15 protein-coding genes and 1 riboswitch are annotated in these 15,947 nt (G+C 70.9%); of the genes, 8 read left to right on the top strand and 7 right to left on the bottom strand.

Annotated features, from left to right (window positions below):
* Positions 1-42 precede the first annotated feature (42 nt).
* A complete protein-coding gene (locus QSK30_RS19425) occupies positions 43-1,773 on the bottom strand; it encodes a serine/threonine-protein kinase (protein ID WP_285504632.1) in 1,731 nt (576 codons plus the stop codon).
* Entirely contained in the window at positions 1,770-2,609 is an 840-nt protein-coding gene (locus tag QSK30_RS19430) for a hypothetical protein (RefSeq protein WP_285504634.1), read from the bottom strand. The genes QSK30_RS19425 and QSK30_RS19430 overlap by 4 nt, the downstream gene beginning before the upstream one ends.
* Positions 2,610-2,745: 136 nt before the next feature.
* Between QSK30_RS19430 and QSK30_RS19435 the strand changes: the two genes are divergently transcribed.
* Positions 2,746-3,684 (top strand): hypothetical protein, encoded by a 939-nt coding sequence (locus tag QSK30_RS19435; RefSeq protein WP_285504636.1) that lies wholly within the window; start codon positions 2,746-2,748, stop codon positions 3,682-3,684.
* Here the strand turns inward: QSK30_RS19435 and QSK30_RS19440 are convergent.
* Complete coding sequence (locus tag QSK30_RS19440; protein WP_285504638.1) at positions 3,667-4,653, bottom strand: TIGR03617 family F420-dependent LLM class oxidoreductase; 987 nt, start codon at positions 4,651-4,653, stop codon at positions 3,667-3,669. The two genes, QSK30_RS19435 and QSK30_RS19440, sit on opposite strands and share 18 nt — an antisense overlap.
* A 24-nt stretch (positions 4,654-4,677) precedes the next feature.
* On the opposite strand from QSK30_RS19440, the gene QSK30_RS19445 reads away from it, so the two are divergent.
* The 3 genes from QSK30_RS19445 (at position 4,678) to QSK30_RS19455 (ending at position 7,776) form a co-directional block, all read left to right on the top strand.
* A complete protein-coding gene (locus QSK30_RS19445; RefSeq protein WP_285504640.1) occupies positions 4,678-5,256 on the top strand; it encodes a gamma carbonic anhydrase family protein in 579 nt (192 codons plus the stop codon).
* 177 nt (positions 5,257-5,433) lie between these two features.
* On the top strand, positions 5,434-6,435 hold the full coding sequence (locus tag QSK30_RS19450) for a LysR family transcriptional regulator (RefSeq protein ID WP_285504641.1): 1,002 nt from the start codon (positions 5,434-5,436) through the stop codon (positions 6,433-6,435).
* A gap of 228 nt (positions 6,436-6,663) precedes the next feature.
* Positions 6,664-7,776, top strand: a complete 1,113-nt coding sequence (locus QSK30_RS19455; RefSeq protein WP_285504642.1) for a transporter substrate-binding domain-containing protein — start codon at positions 6,664-6,666, stop codon at positions 7,774-7,776.
* Positions 7,777-7,780: 4 nt separating this feature from the next.
* Here QSK30_RS19455 and QSK30_RS19460 read toward each other — a convergent pair whose 3' ends face one another.
* On the bottom strand, positions 7,781-8,233 hold the full coding sequence (locus QSK30_RS19460; protein WP_285504644.1) for a DUF4442 domain-containing protein: 453 nt from the start codon (positions 8,231-8,233) through the stop codon (positions 7,781-7,783).
* Positions 8,234-8,282: 49 nt separating this feature from the next.
* Positions 8,283-8,372: riboswitch (ZMP/ZTP riboswitch) on the top strand.
* A gap of 30 nt (positions 8,373-8,402) precedes the next feature.
* Between QSK30_RS19460 and glyA the strand changes: the two genes are divergently transcribed.
* From glyA to QSK30_RS19475, 3 genes are all read left to right on the top strand, one after another.
* Entirely contained in the window at positions 8,403-9,656 is a 1,254-nt protein-coding gene (gene glyA, locus QSK30_RS19465; protein WP_285504646.1) for a serine hydroxymethyltransferase, read from the top strand.
* 160 nt (positions 9,657-9,816) lie between these two features.
* Positions 9,817-10,344 carry a MarR family winged helix-turn-helix transcriptional regulator gene (locus QSK30_RS19470; RefSeq protein ID WP_285504648.1) on the top strand — a complete coding sequence of 176 codons (528 nt, stop codon included), beginning with the start codon at positions 9,817-9,819 and terminating at the stop codon, positions 10,342-10,344.
* Positions 10,344-12,005 (top strand): MDR family MFS transporter, encoded by a 1,662-nt coding sequence (locus QSK30_RS19475; protein ID WP_285504649.1) that lies wholly within the window; start codon positions 10,344-10,346, stop codon positions 12,003-12,005. Before QSK30_RS19470 ends, QSK30_RS19475 begins: the two co-directional genes overlap by 1 nt.
* A 67-nt stretch (positions 12,006-12,072) precedes the next feature.
* Here the strand turns inward: QSK30_RS19475 and QSK30_RS19480 are convergent, their stop codons facing one another.
* Positions 12,073-12,888 (bottom strand): intradiol ring-cleavage dioxygenase, encoded by an 816-nt coding sequence (locus QSK30_RS19480; RefSeq protein WP_285504650.1) that lies wholly within the window; start codon positions 12,886-12,888, stop codon positions 12,073-12,075.
* 84 nt (positions 12,889-12,972) lie between these two features.
* On the opposite strand from QSK30_RS19480, the gene QSK30_RS19485 reads away from it, so the two are divergent.
* Positions 12,973-13,641: an SMI1/KNR4 family protein gene (locus QSK30_RS19485; protein WP_285504651.1), complete on the top strand. Its 669-nt coding sequence runs from the start codon at positions 12,973-12,975 to the stop codon at positions 13,639-13,641.
* A gap of 88 nt (positions 13,642-13,729) precedes the next feature.
* Here QSK30_RS19485 and QSK30_RS19490 read toward each other — a convergent pair whose 3' ends face one another.
* Both QSK30_RS19490 and QSK30_RS19495 read right to left on the bottom strand, forming a co-directional pair.
* Positions 13,730-14,227: an inorganic diphosphatase gene (locus QSK30_RS19490; RefSeq protein WP_285504653.1), complete on the bottom strand. Its 498-nt coding sequence runs from the start codon at positions 14,225-14,227 to the stop codon at positions 13,730-13,732.
* A gap of 328 nt (positions 14,228-14,555) precedes the next feature.
* Entirely contained in the window at positions 14,556-15,899 is a 1,344-nt protein-coding gene (locus tag QSK30_RS19495) for a hypothetical protein (RefSeq protein WP_285504654.1), read from the bottom strand.
* Between the last annotated feature and the right edge of the window lie 48 nt (positions 15,900-15,947).

Below are 15,947 nucleotides of genomic sequence, written 5' to 3' on the forward strand. Positions count from 1 at the left end.
TTCTGGTGGCCGAGTAGTGCACCGCCAATTTGAGCGCAGGCCCTATCCCCGCAGTCTGCGCCTTGCCGACCAGGAAGTCGCCAGGACGAAGCCGCATGCCGCGATCGCCCCAATGATCGCGCAGGTCACCCCATATCCCACCGCCGGTTCGCGGACAGTCGCCGTGGAGATGAACAGCCACAGGCAGGCACCGAACAGCGCCCCCAACGGAACAGCGGCGAATGGTGCGGCTGGGCGGCGGAAGCCTCGGCGCAGTGCGCGCATCAGTGACTCGACGTAGGCCAAGGCGAACAGGCCGATCAGCAGGCTGCCTGCGCCCATCACGCTGGCCAGTGGGTGCTCGGTGCGGACCGTGAACTGTTCGGCGGCTTGGGGCCCGATCTGTACCTCGCCGGTCACGGCGCCGCCGACGACCCAGCGGAGTAGGGGGTTGGGCTTGATCGTGGTCTGGAAGGTGCCGTCGGCTTCCGGGGTGACGCCGGGGACGATCATCCGGCCGAGCAGGACGCCGCCCGCGCGGACGGCGAACTGCACCTGCACCTCGCCGTTGGCTTTGCCCGCGACTGTGAACGGCTTGCTGAAGTCCAAGGTCACCGGCGCGTCCGCGGTCTGGCCGTCCAGCACGAGGGTCGAGGGTGGGTGGCGCAGCGTCGAAGGGGCCAGGAAGGCGACCACGATCAGCGTGACTACCGCGATCGCCGCCACGATGCCCGGCCACAGTGGGGACGGGCCGGTCGGGCGCATCAGTTCGCTGGCCGGGCGCAGCTGCTTGCCGCGGAAGTCGGCGGGCTCCAGCGTGCGGGTGCCCTCGCTGGTCATCGCCCGGATCGGTGGGGTGATCACGGTCGGCGCGTCCGGCTGGCGGCTCATCTGCTGTGAGATCGACCCGGTGACCCGTGGTGCCAAGTGGACCGGAACCGCCGAGCGCTCCAGCCAACCCGCGCCGAACACCACCGTGGCTGCGGTGCTCAGGTCGATGGCGAACGCCTCGGCGTCGCGGTAGCGCTGCATCGGCTCGCGCGCCAGGCTGCGCATCACGACCGAGGCCAGCGGCTCGGGCACCCTGGGCAGCGGGGCCGGGTCGCTGAAGATCCGCTGCCGCATCATGCTCACCGCGCCGCGGGTGCGGTCGTAGGGGAGTTCGCCGCAGAGCAGTTCGTAGAGGACTGTCCCAGCCGAATAGACGTCGGCCGCGGGCGTGAGCGCGTTGCCCATCGCCTGCTCGGGTGCGATGTAGGCGGGCGTGCCCAGCACTTCGCCCGCGTGCGTCATCATCGTCGCGCCCTCGCTGACCACCTGGGCGATGCCGAAGTCGGCGACCTTCATCACCCCCGCCGAGGTGAAGAGCAGGTTCTTCGGCTTGACGTCGAGGTGCAGCACGCCCGCCGCGTGCGCGGCGTGCAGTCCGCCGAGCATCGCCAGCGCGATCGCGCACGACTGCTCACCGGTCAGCCCGGCGCCGTGGAAGCGGCTGTGCACGGTGCCGCCGTCGAGCTTCTCCATCACCAGCAGGTTGTCCCGGCCGGTCTGCACGTAGTCGTAGACCGGCACGATGTGCGGGTGGTCCAGGCTGGCCAGCACCCGTGCCTCGCGGTCGAACCGCGCGTTGACGTCCGGGTCGCCGACCAGGTCGGCGGGCAGCTGCTTGATCGCCACGTGCCTGCCCAGGGACCGGTGCACGCCCTCGAACACCACCCCCATGCCGCCGGAGCCGATCTTCTGGCCGACGCTGTACTGCGGCAGTGCCGCGGCGAGCCCGGCGGGCGCGGTCATCCAGGCCACCTCTGGGTGTTGCGTTGGGTGCGCTGGTCGACGGTCTCGCCATCGATCAGCTGCGTGGTCATGCCGACGGTGTGGCCGTCGGCGGGCACCTCGGGCGCGGGCGGCACCGGGTGCGGGGTCAGGAAGCCGAGCACCATAGCGATCGCCGCGGCGCCGAGCACGATCGGGATCTCCACCTCGGGCTCGGGCGGCACCAGCCGCAGCACCGACAGCGTCACCACCGCGACCAGCCCGGTGCCGAAGCCCGCGGGCAGGAACCGCAGCGAGCGGCGGAACCGGTTCGGCGAGAGGCGGTGCCGGGCGAGACCGATGAGGACGGTCGCCCAGATGAGCGCGGTGAGCCCGAGCATCACCAGGCCGAACACGCCGTAGACCGACCACACCGTGCCGCGCACGTCGGCGACCGTGCTGGCGGTGCCGAGCACCTGGCGGTCCTCGGAGAGCAGCTCCACCGAAGTCGGCAGCAGGCCGATGGCCTGGCCCTCCAGGTCGCGCACGTCGAGCGGGAACGTCCGCACGACCCGCGAACCGGCCGGGACGTCGAACGGGAGGGTGGTGTCGTAGGCGAAGAAGGTCAGCGCGAGCGCCACCCCGGAGATCCGCACCAGCTGGACCTTCTGCGGCTTGGTGCCCCGGTTCACCGCCGTGATCGAGACCTCGGCGGGCTTGGTCGGGACCAGCTCGACGGTGCGGTCGGTGATGTCCTGACCGTCCAGGGTAACCGTCACCCTGAGTGGATCGTCGGCGTCCTGGGCGGCTGCGGGGGTCGCACCGAGGACCAACGCGGCGGTCACGAGGGCAACCGCGGCGGCGATGAGACGTCCCATGGGTAAAACTCCTGGTTGAGCAGGGCCCGATCGAGGCGGAATGCTACAGCGAGTCGGTGCTCATCCGGAGCGTTCCGGCTGACCGGGGTAATGAACAGGGGTAGGGGTCGTGCGCACTGTTGGACGCTTAGCGGGCTTGGTCGTTGCGGCGGCCGCCGGGTTCCTCGTTCTCGTGCCCGCGACACCGGCCGCCGCGCAGTCGGTGCTCAGCCTGGGCATCAGCCCGACCTCCGGGCCCGCGGGCAGTTCTTTCACGATCACGTGGACGCTCGCCTCGCCGCGCTACTGCAGCTCGATCAACTTCAGCTGGTCGCTGGGCACCATCCCGTCGGTGACCACCGGTGGCAAGAGCACCGGGACCATCCGGGTCACCGCGCCCGCCACGGCCAAGCCCGCCACCTACCCGATCAACGCCGTGTGCGGCGGCGACTACGGCGCGATCACCCGGTTCACCGTCACGACCACGCCGACCACGACCACCACGGTCCCGCCGACCACCACGACGCGACCCCCGACGACCACCACGACGCCGCCGGTCACCACTGTCCCGCCGGTCACCACGACGACGCGCCCGCCGGTCACCACCACCACGACGACCCGCCCCGGGGTCACCACGACCACGACCCCGCCGACGACCACGACGACCGGGACCACCCCGCCGACCACGACGGACACCACGACCACCACGCCGCTACCGACGCTGACCACCACGCCCACGGTGATCACCGACGAGAAGCCGGTCGAGGGTGGCCTCAAGCTCGACCGCAAGAGCATCCGCCCGGGTGACCCGCTGTCGGCCTCGGGCCAGGGGTGCGAGCCCAACCGGACGGTGCTGTTGACCTCCAGCGGCGAGAAGGTCGGCGCGACCACGTCGGACAGCACCGGCGGGTTCACCGCGAAGGTGGAGTTCAGCAAGGTCAAGCCCGGTCGGCACACCGTCACCGCCGACTGCGGCGTGGTGCTCACCGGCGCCGTCGACCAGCTCGTCACCAGCTCGACCGGCGGGAACTCCACGACCCTGGTCGTGCTGGTGTTCTTCGTGCTCGCCGGGGCGGCGCTAATCCGGGTCGCCTAGGGCGGCGGCCACCGGTGGCGTGACGGTCATCCGGCTCGCCACGTCGCCGTAGCGCCGCCTGATCTCCGCGGCTGCTGCCGCGGGGGAGCCCACGACGGCGAAGGTGTTCAGCACGTCGTCGTCGATCAACGCGGTCATCTCGTCCCACTGTCCGCGTTTGGACAGTGCGTTGAGGTCGTCCTGCAGCTCGCCCCAGCCGTGCAGCTCAAGAACACCGCGGTAGGCGGGAGTGGAACCGTAGAACGCGATCTGCTTGCGAACCTCGGTTATCGCACCCGCCAGCTCAGCCTCGGTAGTTCCACTTGCGACGAATGACGGTCCACTGATCTCGAAGCCGTCGAGTGTCTTACCCACCTTGGCGCGACCGCGTTTCACCGCCGGTAGCGTTACCTCGCGCAGGTAGCGCTCAGTGGAAAAGCCATGGCAGAGCAGGCCGTCTGCGACCTCCCCGGCCACTTCGGTCATCCGCTCGCCCACGGCCGCGAGGAAGATCGGCGGGTTGCCGTGCGTGTTCGGGCCGGGGTTGAAGAACGGCGTCATGAGCGTGTGCGTGTAGTACTCGCCGAGGAAGCGCAGCCGCTCACCGGTCTCGAACGCCTCCCAGATGGCCCGCACGGCCAGCACGAACTCACGCATCCGGGCCGCGGGCGCCGACCACGGCATCCCGAACCGCTTGGTGATGTGCGGCTTGACCTGCGACCCCAGCCCGAGGACGAACCGACCGCCGGAGAGCAGCTGCAGGTCGTTGGCCTGCACCGCCACCGTCATCGGGTTGCGCGCGAAGGCCACCGCGATCCCGGTGACCACCTCGATCCGCTCGGTCCGCTCGGCCGCGACGGCCGCCCCGATGAACGGGTCGATCTGGGTCTCGGCGATCCACGCGCCGTCGTACCCGGCCCGTTCGGCGGTGGCCACCGCGTCGGCGGCCTCGGTAACGGTCGCGGCGTAGCCGCCGGAGTCGAGCCTCATACGAGCCGAGATTACTGTGGGGCGATGCCGATGTTCTCGTTCGAAGGCAAGATCCCCCGGGTCGATCCGGGGGCGTGGATCGCCCCGACCGCCACCCTGATCGGTGACGTGACGGTCGAGGCGGGGGCCTCGGTCTGGTACGGGGTGGTGATCCGCGCCGACTTCGGGCCGGTGGTGATCCGCGCGGGTGCCAACGTCCAGGACAACTCCGTCATCCACACCAACGTCAACGGCTGCGAGATCGGCCCGAACTCCACCATCGGCCACCTGTGCGTGGTGCACGACTGCACCGTCGGGGCCCAGGCGCTGATCGGCAACGGCGCCACGGTCCAGGACGGCGCCGTGATCGGCGAGCGCGCGCTGGTCGCGGCTGGTGCGATGGTGGGGCCCGGGAGCGAGATCCCGGCGGAGGTGGTGGCCATGGGCGTCCCGGCCAAGCGGCTGGTCCCGCTCGAGGGCACCCCGAAGATCTGGGTCGACCACAACGCCGCGATCTACCAGGAGCTCGCGCGCAGGCACTCGGTCGGGACACGAGAGGTAGGAACGCGAGAGATCGGCACGGAAGAGGTAGGAACTGAAGAGGTGGGAACGCGCGAGGTCTGAAGTGAAGCCGGTGCCCGGCACCGCCATGGGTGGGCAGTGCCGGGCACCGGAAGTCTGGACCTCGAGGGTTGTGCCCCCGGTGTCTGCGCGCTCAGTGGCTGCGCGGGCGACCGGTACAAGAAAATATGCCGTGCTTCACTAGCCGCACCTCATCCGAACGGGGTATCAAGTTTCCTTATGGCCGAACTCGAGCTTCGACACCTGCGGGCGATCTGCGCGATCGCGGAGGAGGGCAGCGTGTCCAAGGCGGCCATCCGGCTCGGCGTGACCCAGCCCGCGCTCACCGCGCAGCTGCGGTCCATCGAGCGGCTGGTCGGCGGGGAGCTGTTCCGCCGCTCCTCCAACGGCAGCGTCCCCACCGAACTGGGACGCAGCGTGGTCCGCTCGGCCCGCGTGGTGCTGGAGGACATGTCGGCGCTGCTGGCCTCGGCGCGCACGCACACGCAGAACCCGCACGAGGCGCCACTGGTGGTGGCCTCCAGCCCGATGCTGTTCACCAGCGCGCTGATCGCCGAGCTGCGGGCCTGGATCCGCTGCTCGGAGCTGCGCACCGAGATCGACTCGTCCGGGCCGGCGCTGCTCGACCTGATCTCGTCCAAGCAGGCCGACCTGGCGGTGTTCGAGCGGTTCGAGGGCATGGAGCACCGCCAGCTGCGCGACGTCGAGGTGCGCACCATCGTCGAGGAGCCGCAGTTCGTCGCGTTCAGCTCGGACAGCCCGCTGGCCGTCCAGGAGGAGGTCGACCTCGCCGACCTGGCCAACCTGGACTGGGTCGTGCCACCACCGGACCAGGACACGATGCGGCTGGGCTTCCGCGAGGCCTGCGAGAAGGTCGGCTTCACCCCGCGGATCACCCACCACGTCACCGAGGGCCGCACCGCGATGGCCCTGGCCGCCGCGGGCGCGGTCTGCCTGGCCCAGCCCGCGTCGCTGAGCGGCCCGGGCTTCGTGATCCGCCCACTGCGCGGCGCCGTGCTGCGGCTCCCGGTGGTCCTGGTGATCCGACTCGACGGCGTCCTGGGCGGCCGCAAGCACGAGGTCTTCGCCTGCGTGGCGCATGCCTACCGGTCGATCGTCGACCGGAACCCGACGTACGCGCAGTGGTGGGCCGAGCACCCGGAGGCGCACACGGAGGTCGACGCCGCCCTTGCCCTACCGCGCCCCACCAGACCTTCCTGACCAGCGCTCACGCACTCCCGGTCCGACATCCTCAGTCAGACCGGCTGGACAGAACATTGACAGATCCCACTTCGAGCCCCTCGTCCACTGCCGGTCCGGCATTGTCGCCAGCGCGCCGTACGCCGCACGCCTGACCCGCCCGCCCGGTCCAACCAGGTAGCAGGCGACGCGCACCACCCGCTCCCGGCGGGTCGGTTCCCGACGGGTCGACCAGGTGGAGACGAGCACGTGTCCGAGCAAGCGGAACCGAGACCGACCGCGTCAGGCGCCCCCGTCGAGGCCGAGCACCCAGCTCCCAGCCTGGTGCGGGACATGTACTGGGTGGTGCCGCTGCTGTCGGCGACGCTCGTCGTGACGGTCATCTTCTTCTACGACCTGGGCTGGGGCGCCAGCGTCGCGCAAGTGCTCAGCTTCCCGTTGGGGGTCGCGGGATTCGTCGCCTCGCTCCTGGTGGTCCGCCACAAGGATCTCGTCGGACCGCTCGTGCGCAAGCCGAACCAGGCCCGCCGGGTGAGCGCGCTCGTCGCCGTCGCGGTCCTGCTCGCCGGATCGCTGACCGCGTTCGGGCTCTGGCGGTTCGGCGGCTGGGGTGGTTGGTCGGGCAAGGTCAGGATCGGGGTCAACGGTGAGCTCCCCGGGTGGAGTTTCCCCGGCGGCGGCCACGGTGACCTGGTCGGGTTCGACGTCGACGTCGCCAAGTCGCTCGGGAACGGGATGGACTTCGAGGCCGTGCTCGTCCCGCTCGGCACCGGTAGCCGGGAGGAGGCGCTGGACAGCGGTCTGGTGGACATGGTGGTGGCCAACTTCTCGATCACCGACGATCGGGAGAAGCTGTACGACTTCTCCGGCCCGTACTTCCAGGACAAGCCGGGCGTGATCCTGCACAAGGGCAAGCAGGCGCAGCGGATCGAGGACCTCAAGGGGTCGGTCGTCTGCGTCCCGGCCGGGGCCCGGGCCGCCGAGCGGTTCGGCGCGCAGCTGCCGGACCTGCAGGTGACGCCGGGAAACGGGCTGGCGGACTGCATGCAGAAGTTCTGCCTCGGGCGGGACGCGGTCACCGCGGTGTCCACCGACGCGGTGATCTTGCAGGCGTACCTGCCGAACTGGAGCTGTCGCGATCAGATCGATGGTGTCCAGGTGCTTCCCGGCGACGAGTACTACGGCGTCGGGCTGCCGCGGGACAGCTCGCCCGGGCTGTGCCGGGCGGTCAGCGACGCCCTGCGCCGGTTCGTCCAGCGTGGGTGGGACGACAGCTACGAGAAGCACCTGCACGGGATCGACAAGCGGGGCAGGCGGCCGAGCCTGCTCCCGAGCTCGCGGTGTGACGACCGCGAGAGCTGAGCGGTCAGGTCCGGTTTGGACGGAGGGTCCAGACGACGGTCATCTCGGCTGTGGTGACGCCCTCGGCGTTGCGGATGGTGCATTCGACGGTGAACTCCGGGCGGGTGCCCGCGTCCAGTTCAGCGACCACCTGCGCCGCCGGGCGGGTCAGCACGGCCTCGGCGGTGAGCGGGCCCAGGGCCAGCTTCTTGTAGCGGATCTCCGACCGCACGACCAGGGGCGTCGCCCGGCCCATCTCGGCGGCGAACGACGCCAGCCCGACCGCGCCCGAGGCGGTCTCGGCCAGGCCGAACACGACCGCCGCGTGCGGTCCGCCGACGTGGTTGCGCTGGCCCTCGACGTCGGGCAGCGAGCACACCACCCGGTCGGCGGCGATCTCGGTGAACTCCACGCCCGCGGTGGCGACCCACGGGACGGTCTTCTTCATCGCCTCGGCGACCCAGTCGAGAGTGCTCATGCGCGCCACATTACTCGTCGGTAACTTGCGGTCGTCAAGGTGTAGGATCTCCCCGAGTCGTGACTGGCGTGTGCGGGTGGACGTGAACCACCGGGGAGCGACGAGAGCGGATGCGGCGCCGGACGCCTGGGTGCCCCCGGCCTGCCGCCGCACGCTCTGAGAGGACGCCATGCACCAGCCCGCCATCCCGCACCTCGCCGCCGCCGACCCCGACGTCGCCGCCCTGGTCGAGGGCGAGGCCCGCCGCCAGTACGAGAAGGTCCGGCTGATCGCCTCGGAGAACTACGTCTCCGCCGCCGTGCTCGAGGCCACCGGCACCGTGCTGACCAACAAGTACTCCGAGGGCTACGCGGGCAAGCGCTACTACGAGGGCCAGCTGTACGTCGACCAGGTCGAGGCGCTGGCCATCGCGCGCGCCAAGGACCTCTTCGGGGTCGAGCACGCCAACGTCCAGCCCTACTCCGGCTCGCCCGCCAACCTGGCCATCTACCTCGCGCTGGTCAACCCCGGCGACAAGGTCATGGGCATGGCGCTGCCCGCGGGCGGCCACCTGACCCACGGCTGGGGCGTCTCGGCCACCGGCAAGTGGTTCGACGCGGTGCAGTACGGCGTCCGCAAGGACACCGGCCGGGTTGACCTGGACGAGGTGCGCGAGCTGGCGCTGGCCGAGCGGCCCAAGCTGATCTTCTGCGGGGGCACCGCGATCCCGCGCACGATCGACTTCGCCGGGTTCGCCGAGATCGCCCGCGAGGTCGACGCGGTGCTGGTGGCCGACATCGCGCACATCGCGGGCCTGGTCGCCGGCGGTGCCCACCCGTCGCCGGTCGGGCACGCGCAGATCATCTCCACCACCACGCACAAGACCCTGCGCGGCCCGCGCGGCGCGATGCTCATGTCCGACGCCCAGTACGCCAAGCCGCTGGACAAGGCGGTCTTCCCGGGGCTGCAGGGCGGTCCGCACAACCACACCACCGCGGCGATCGCGGTGGCCCTCGGCGAGGCGGCCCAGCCCGGCTTCCGCGACTACGCCGCGGCCATCGTGGCCAACGCGCGCGCCCTGGCCGAGGCGCTGGTCGAGCGCGGGTTCGACCTGGTCTCCGGCGGCACCGACAACCACCTGATCCTGGTCGACCTGGGCAACAAGGCGGTCGCGGGCAAGCCCGCGGCGCGCGCCCTCGACCGGGCGGGCATCGAGCTCAACTACAACTCGGTGCCGTTCGACCCGCGTAAGCCGTTCGACCCATCGGGCATCCGGCTCGGCACCGCGGCGATCACCACGCGTGGTCTCGGTGTCGACCAGATGCCACGTCTGGCGGAATGGATCGACCGGGCGATCGCTGCTGGTGACGAGGCCGAGACCGACGCGATCGCCGCCGAGGTCCGTGAGCTGCTCGCCGGGTACCCCATGCCTGGGTGGTCCTGACCTGCGGGAATAGTGGGAACGACCCCGGCGCTGGGAACGGTGCCGGGGTTTTTTTCACTGTGAGCGGGGTCGCAGGTTATTGGGTTGCGATCCGTCACCCGGTCGGCGCATGCTTGTATCGAACAACTAATTGGATGATGCAAGCAACTCGGGAGGTCCAGTGGTCGCGCCAGACATCGACGCCGCGGCAACCGGCCTCACCGCGCAGGACATCGAGCACGGGCAGCGGCTCGCCTCGGTCCTGTTCGCCTTCGGCAAGCAGCAAGCGACCATCGCCGCGCGGATGAGCAAGGTGGGGATCGACCGCTCATCGATCGTGCTGCTCAAGAACCTCGTGGCGCTGGGCCCCAGCCGCTCCAGCGCACTCGCCGAGGCCATCCACTCCGACCCGTCGACCGTGAGCCGCCAGGTGGCGACCCTGGTCAAGGACGGGCTGGTGGAACGACGCGCCGACCCCGAGGACGGCCGGGCCAGCCTGCTCGCCGTCACCGAGGCCGGGACCGCGCTGCTCACCGAGCAGCGCGCCCGGATGGCGCTGTCCCTCGCCCGCATGGTCAGCCACTGGGACCCCGCCGACCTGGACACCTTCGTGGTCCTGTTCGAGCGCTTCCTGGCCGACCACGCCAACTACCTGCCTACGTTCATCACCGAATGCGCGGCCTTCGCGCGTTCCGAAGGGGGAAAGTAATGTCAGCTCCGGTTTCGGATGCCGCACCCGGGCAGCTGAGTCACCGGCAGATCCTGACCGTGCTCTCCGGGCTCATGCTGGGCATGCTGCTCGCCGCGCTCGACCAGACGATCATGGCCTCGGCGATGAAGACGATCGCCGACCAGCTCAACGGCCAGACCATCCAGGCGTGGGCCACCACGGCCTACCTGATCACCGCCACGATCTCCACCCCGCTCTACGGCAAGCTCTCCGACATCTTCGGGCGCAAGCCGATGTACCTCACCGCCATCTCGTTCTTCCTGGTCGGCTCGGTCCTCTCCGGCATCGCGAACTCGATGTACGAGCTGGCCGCCTTCCGCGCCGTGCAGGGGCTGGGCGCCGGTGGCCTGATGTCGCTCGCGCTGGCGATCATCGCCGACATGGTGCCGCCGCGGGAGCGCAGCAAGTACCAGGGCTACTTCATGGCCGTCTGGGGTCTGTCCAGTGTGGCCGGTCCGGTCGTCGGCGGCGCCTTCGCCGGCATGGACCACTTCGCCGGTCTCGAGGGCTGGCGCTGGGTGTTCCTGCTCAACGTGCCGATCGGCATCGTCGCGCTGATCGTGGTCGCCCGCTACCTCAACGTCCCGCACCGCCGCGTGCCGCAGCGGGTGGACTACTGGGGCGCCATCGCGCTCACCATCGGCCTGGTGCCGCTGCTGATCGTGGCCGAGCAGGGTCGTGAGTGGGGCTGGGACTCCGGCCGCGCGCTGGCCATGTACGCCATCGGCGTGATCGGCCTGGCCGCGTTCATCTACATCGAGCGGAAGATGGGCGACGCCGCGCTGCTGCCGATGCGCCTGTTCCGCAGGCAGACCTTCGCGCTGACCAACGTGGTCAACTTCGTGATGGGTGTCGGCATGTTCGGCATGATGATGTCGCTGCCGCTCTACCTGCAGATCGTCAAGGGCGCCTCGCCCACCGAGTCCGGTCTGATGACGCTGCCGATGACCTTCGGCATCCTCGTCGCCGCGCTGGGCAGCGGGCAGCTGATCGCCAAGACCGGTCGCTACCGGATCTACCCGATCATCGGCCTGGGCGCGACCACGGTGGCGCTGTTCCTGTTCAGCCAGATCGGCGTCGACACCCCGGTGTGGTCGGTCATGCTGATCATGGTGCTGGCCGGCATCGGTCTCGGCCTGTGCATGCAGACCCTGATCCTGGCGATCCAGAACGACGTGCCGGTCAAGGACATGGGGGTGGCGACCTCCTCGGCCACCTTCTTCCGGTCCATCGGTGGCACCGTCGGCACCGCGGTCTTCCTCTCGATCCTGTTCAGCGTGGTCGGCGACCGGATCGCCGACGCGTTCGCCTCGGTCCGCACGGACCCGGCGTTCCTGGCCGCGCTGCAGGAGAACCCGCAGTTCGCCCAGAGCCTGGGCGGCGGCGCCGGGATCGACCTGAACAACACCGCGTTCCTCAACACGCTGGACCCGACCCTGGCCCGCCCGATCCTGAGTGGCTTCGCCAACTCGCTGGACACGGTGTTCCTGGTCGGCAGCCTGGTGACCCTGGTGGCGTTCGCGCTGATCTGGTTCCTCAAGGAGACCCCGCTGTCGGACAAGTCCGGCATCCAGCGGGCGGCCGACGAGCACGCCGCGACCGAGAAGGCCGAGGCCCCCGCTCCGGTGGCCATGCACTGACGGTCTCGCTGTCGAAGCGGCCCCGCACTCCTCTCGGAGTGCGGGGCCGTTTGTCTTGTCCGGACGGTCACACGCGGACGGTGAGGCTCGCGGTGTAGCCGCTCGTGCTGCCGGCGACCGCGGCGAGCTGGGTGTCGTGGCCGTCGCTGAACACGTTGTCCGTGTCCAAAGAGGACCGAGCGAGGTTGCGGACGCTCTGGCTGTACCCGTCGGTCGCGTACACCTTGGTGCAAACGTCCTCCGGTAGGGCCAACTGCGTCGTCTTGGTGGGGTTGCCCGCTTTCGTGGCCTCGACCAGGCTCGGGTAGACCTCGAAGTGGATGTGCGGCCACCGGCCGGAGTACGCGGCGGGGAAGATGCTCGTGAACGTGACTTTCCCTTGTGCGTCGGTCTCTTGCACGCCGCGCAGGTAGTTCTCGTTCGTGACGCCCTGGGAGTACAGCGAGTACTTGCCGTCGATGTCGCAGTGCCACAGGTAGACCGCCGCTCCCGACATGGCCGCGCAGCCCTTGCCCGAGTCGAGGATGGTGAGCTCGATCGTCAGCGGCACCCCCTTGGCGGTGGTGCTGGAGGTGCCGAAGCTGCTGCGGATGTCGCCGCGCACGATCCCGCTCTCGGTGAGCACGTTCGGCCCGTTCGACCCGTCGCCCGGGTAGGGGCCCGCGGTTTCCTGTGGGGTCTCTTCCCCGCAGGCAGCGGCCGCCCCGGTTGTCGTGGTGCCCGCGGCGGATGTCCCGGGCGGGCTCGACCCGGTCTGGTCCGCGGTGGCGCAGCCGGTGAGCACCGCGAGGCCGGTGCCGCCGAGCAGGGTGAGCAGGCGGCGCCTGCCGAGCGTGGCGAGGTCGAAGGCGAGCCCGCGGTCGTGATCGGCGATCTGAGTCATGTCACCCATGGTCGGACGATTGCCTGGGTGAGGGCTGTGCACTCGCTGTGTCATCCTGTTGGGCGACATCTCGGGGGGTGATCGATGCGCGTCGTGCTGGGGATCTTCACCGCTGGGGGACTGATCATCGCGCTCGCGCTGTCCATCGGGGTGGCGCGTGACCAGGCGCGACCGCCGACCCCGGCCACCAGCGCCACCGTCGCCCCGGCCCGGTGCGGGTCGGCGGACGGTCCCGTGACCCTCGCGCTGCCGCCCGCGGCGTTCGCCGAACGCGTCGAGGGCGCCTGGGCGCGGGTGGAGAACTGGCTGGTGAGCAACGCGCCCGCGACCGCGGCGGCGTGGAACCGGCCCGCCACCACAGCCGAGCTGATCACCCTGCAGCGCGACCTGGGCAGCCCGCTCCCGTCGGAGTTGGTGATCACCCTGACCCGGCACAACGGCGCGCGCGCCGACGGGTTCACCCTGCCGCCGTCGTACCGGCTCATGTCGGCGGGGGAGATCCTCACCACCGCCGTGGCCATGTGCGAGGAGGGCACCGACTGGCGCGCGGGCGACGTCCCGTTCGCCAAGGACGACAAGGGCGTGATCTACCTGCGCGGCGGCGGCCTCTACCGGTACCCGACCGGCCACCGGTACGCCGGGAACCTGGTCGAGCTGGTCGAACGAGCCGCGGACCGCCTCGAGGGCGGCAGCGAGAGCGACTACCGCCCGGACGTCGACGCCCTCGGCACGCTGCGCTGGGTCCACGAGTGACCGCGCGCCCCACGCCGGGACCCGGCGCGGGGCGTTGAGCCTGCCCGGTCAGTCACCGGGCACGGCTCGGCACACCGCCTGGGGCGGCTCAGTGCATCGTGAGACCGGACTCCTTGAGCCGGTCGTAGGACCGGTGGATCTCGGCCTCGGCCTCGGCCCGCCCGACCCAGCTCGCGCCCTCGACGCTCTTGCCCGGCTCCAGGTCCTTGTAGACCTCGAAGAAGTGCTGGATCTCCAGCCGGTGGTACTCGGCCAGGTGGTGGATGTCGCGCAGGTGCTCGGTGCGCGGGTCGTGCGACGGGACGCAGAGGACCTTGTCGTCCCCGCCCTTCTCGTCGGTCATCCGGAACATGCCGATCGCGCGGGAGCGGATCAGGCAGCCGGGGAACGTGGGCTCCTGCACGAGCACCAGCGCGTCGAGCGGGTCACCGTCCTCGCCCAGGGTGTTCTCCACGTAGCCGTAGTCGGCCGGGTACTGGGTCGCGGTGAAGAGGGTGCGGTCGAGCTTGATGCGCCCCGTCTCGTGGTCCATCTCGTACTTGTTGCGATTCCCCTTGGGGATCTCGATGGTGACGTCGAATTCCACGCCGTTCCTCGCTCCTCTTCGCCTTCTTCGCTACGCCACTAGTGTGGACCACGGCGTCTCCCCGGCCCGCACCGATACCGCGAGCGGGTGGTGTGACGTTCGCCAGCGGCCATGGGGAGGAACCGGCGTGCCCGAGCAGGACCCGACCGTCCGGCAAGATCGGGAAGCGCTCCCGCCGCAACCTGGTGACCAGGACAAACGTCTTACCGGTGTGCCCGACCACAACCCGGCATGGCCGACCGACGACGGCACCGGCTGGCCCACCGCGGACGACGACGAGACCACCCGCCCGAGCGGCGCCGAGCCACCCGTTGGTGCGGGCCCGGCGTTACGTGACGAGACCCACGTCCGGCGACCGGCCGACACGCCCGAACCCGGGTCCACCCGCTCGGGTGAACCTGGCGACGACGGCGAGACCACGGTCCGCGACCCGGCCCGCCCGACCGCCCGGGCTGAGCGCGGCGATGCCCGGGCCGGCGATGCTCGGGCCGGCGGTGTCCAGTCCGGTGGGCGCGGTGGTGTCGGACCGGGTGGTGCCGGGCGTGGCAGTGGACCCAGTGGAGTCCAGCCCGGCGGTGGACCGAGTGGGGTTCAGCCCGGCGGTGGACCGAGTGGGGTTCAGCCTGGCGGTGGACCGGGTGGAGTCCAGCCCGGCGGTGTCGGACCCAGCGGTGTCGGACCAGGCGGTGTCGAGGCCGGTGATCCGGAGCAGACCGTGCGCGGCTCTGCCCAGCGCCCGGAGCGCGTCGGGTCGGGCCAGGCGGACGCGGCCAAGGTCGACCAGCGACCGGTCCCCGGTGGCGACACCACCATTCCCGCGCCCAAACCGCAGGTCCGCGCGCCATCGGCGCCCGGCCGCCCGAACACACCGGGCCCGGCCGCAGGCGCTGCCAAGGTGCCACCCGGCCCGCCGCCCGCGGGCCGCCCGCCCGGCTCGGGAGCCGCTGTACCCGTGGGAACCCGCGTGCCCGGTGCCGCCCCGAACCAGGGGCCAGGCCGACCGGGAGACCCGAGCAGGCCACCTGCCCAGGGACCTCGTTCGGGCACCGCTGCCAACCCACTGGCTGCCAACCCACTGGCTGCCAACCCACCCGCCGTCGGCCCGCCGGGGGATCCCGCGCAGCACCCTGCCGCCGAACTCGGGCGTGGCCCGCGTCCCGCACAGGCTGGTGGCCCCGGCGACCAGACCCAGTCCTTCAAGGCTGGCGGCCCGCGCAGGCCACCGGGACATGGCGGCCCGAACCGGCCGCAGACCGGCGTTCTCGCCCAGCCGGGAGACCGGAACCGGCCCCCCACAGGTGTTCCCGGCCAGTCCGCCGACCCGAGCGGGCCGCCTGCTGGTGGTCCCGCTCTGCCTGGTGACCCGAGCCGGCCTGCCGCTGTTGCTCCCGGTCTGTCCGGTGATCCGAGCCGGCTGCCTGCCGGGGGCCCCGGCCTGTCTGGCGACTCCCATCGGCCTTCGGTCGGTGGGCCAAGCCGGCCCGGTGATCCGAGTCGGCTGCCTGCTGGAGGCCCTGCGCCGTCGGGTGATCCGAATCGGCCGCCTGCTGGTGGCCCCGGCCAGGCCGGTGATCCGAGCAGGCTGCCCGCAAGTGGCCTCGGCCTGTCTGGCGATGCCCATCGGCCTGCCGCTGGTGGCCCTGGCCAGGCCGGTGATCCGAACCGGCCGCACGCTGGTGGTACCGCGCAGCCTGGTGATCCGAATCGGCAGCCCGGTCAG

Source organism: Actinokineospora sp. NBRC 105648, from assembly GCF_030269645.1.
In the GTDB taxonomy this organism is placed as follows: Bacteria; Actinomycetota; Actinomycetes; order Mycobacteriales; family Pseudonocardiaceae; genus Actinokineospora.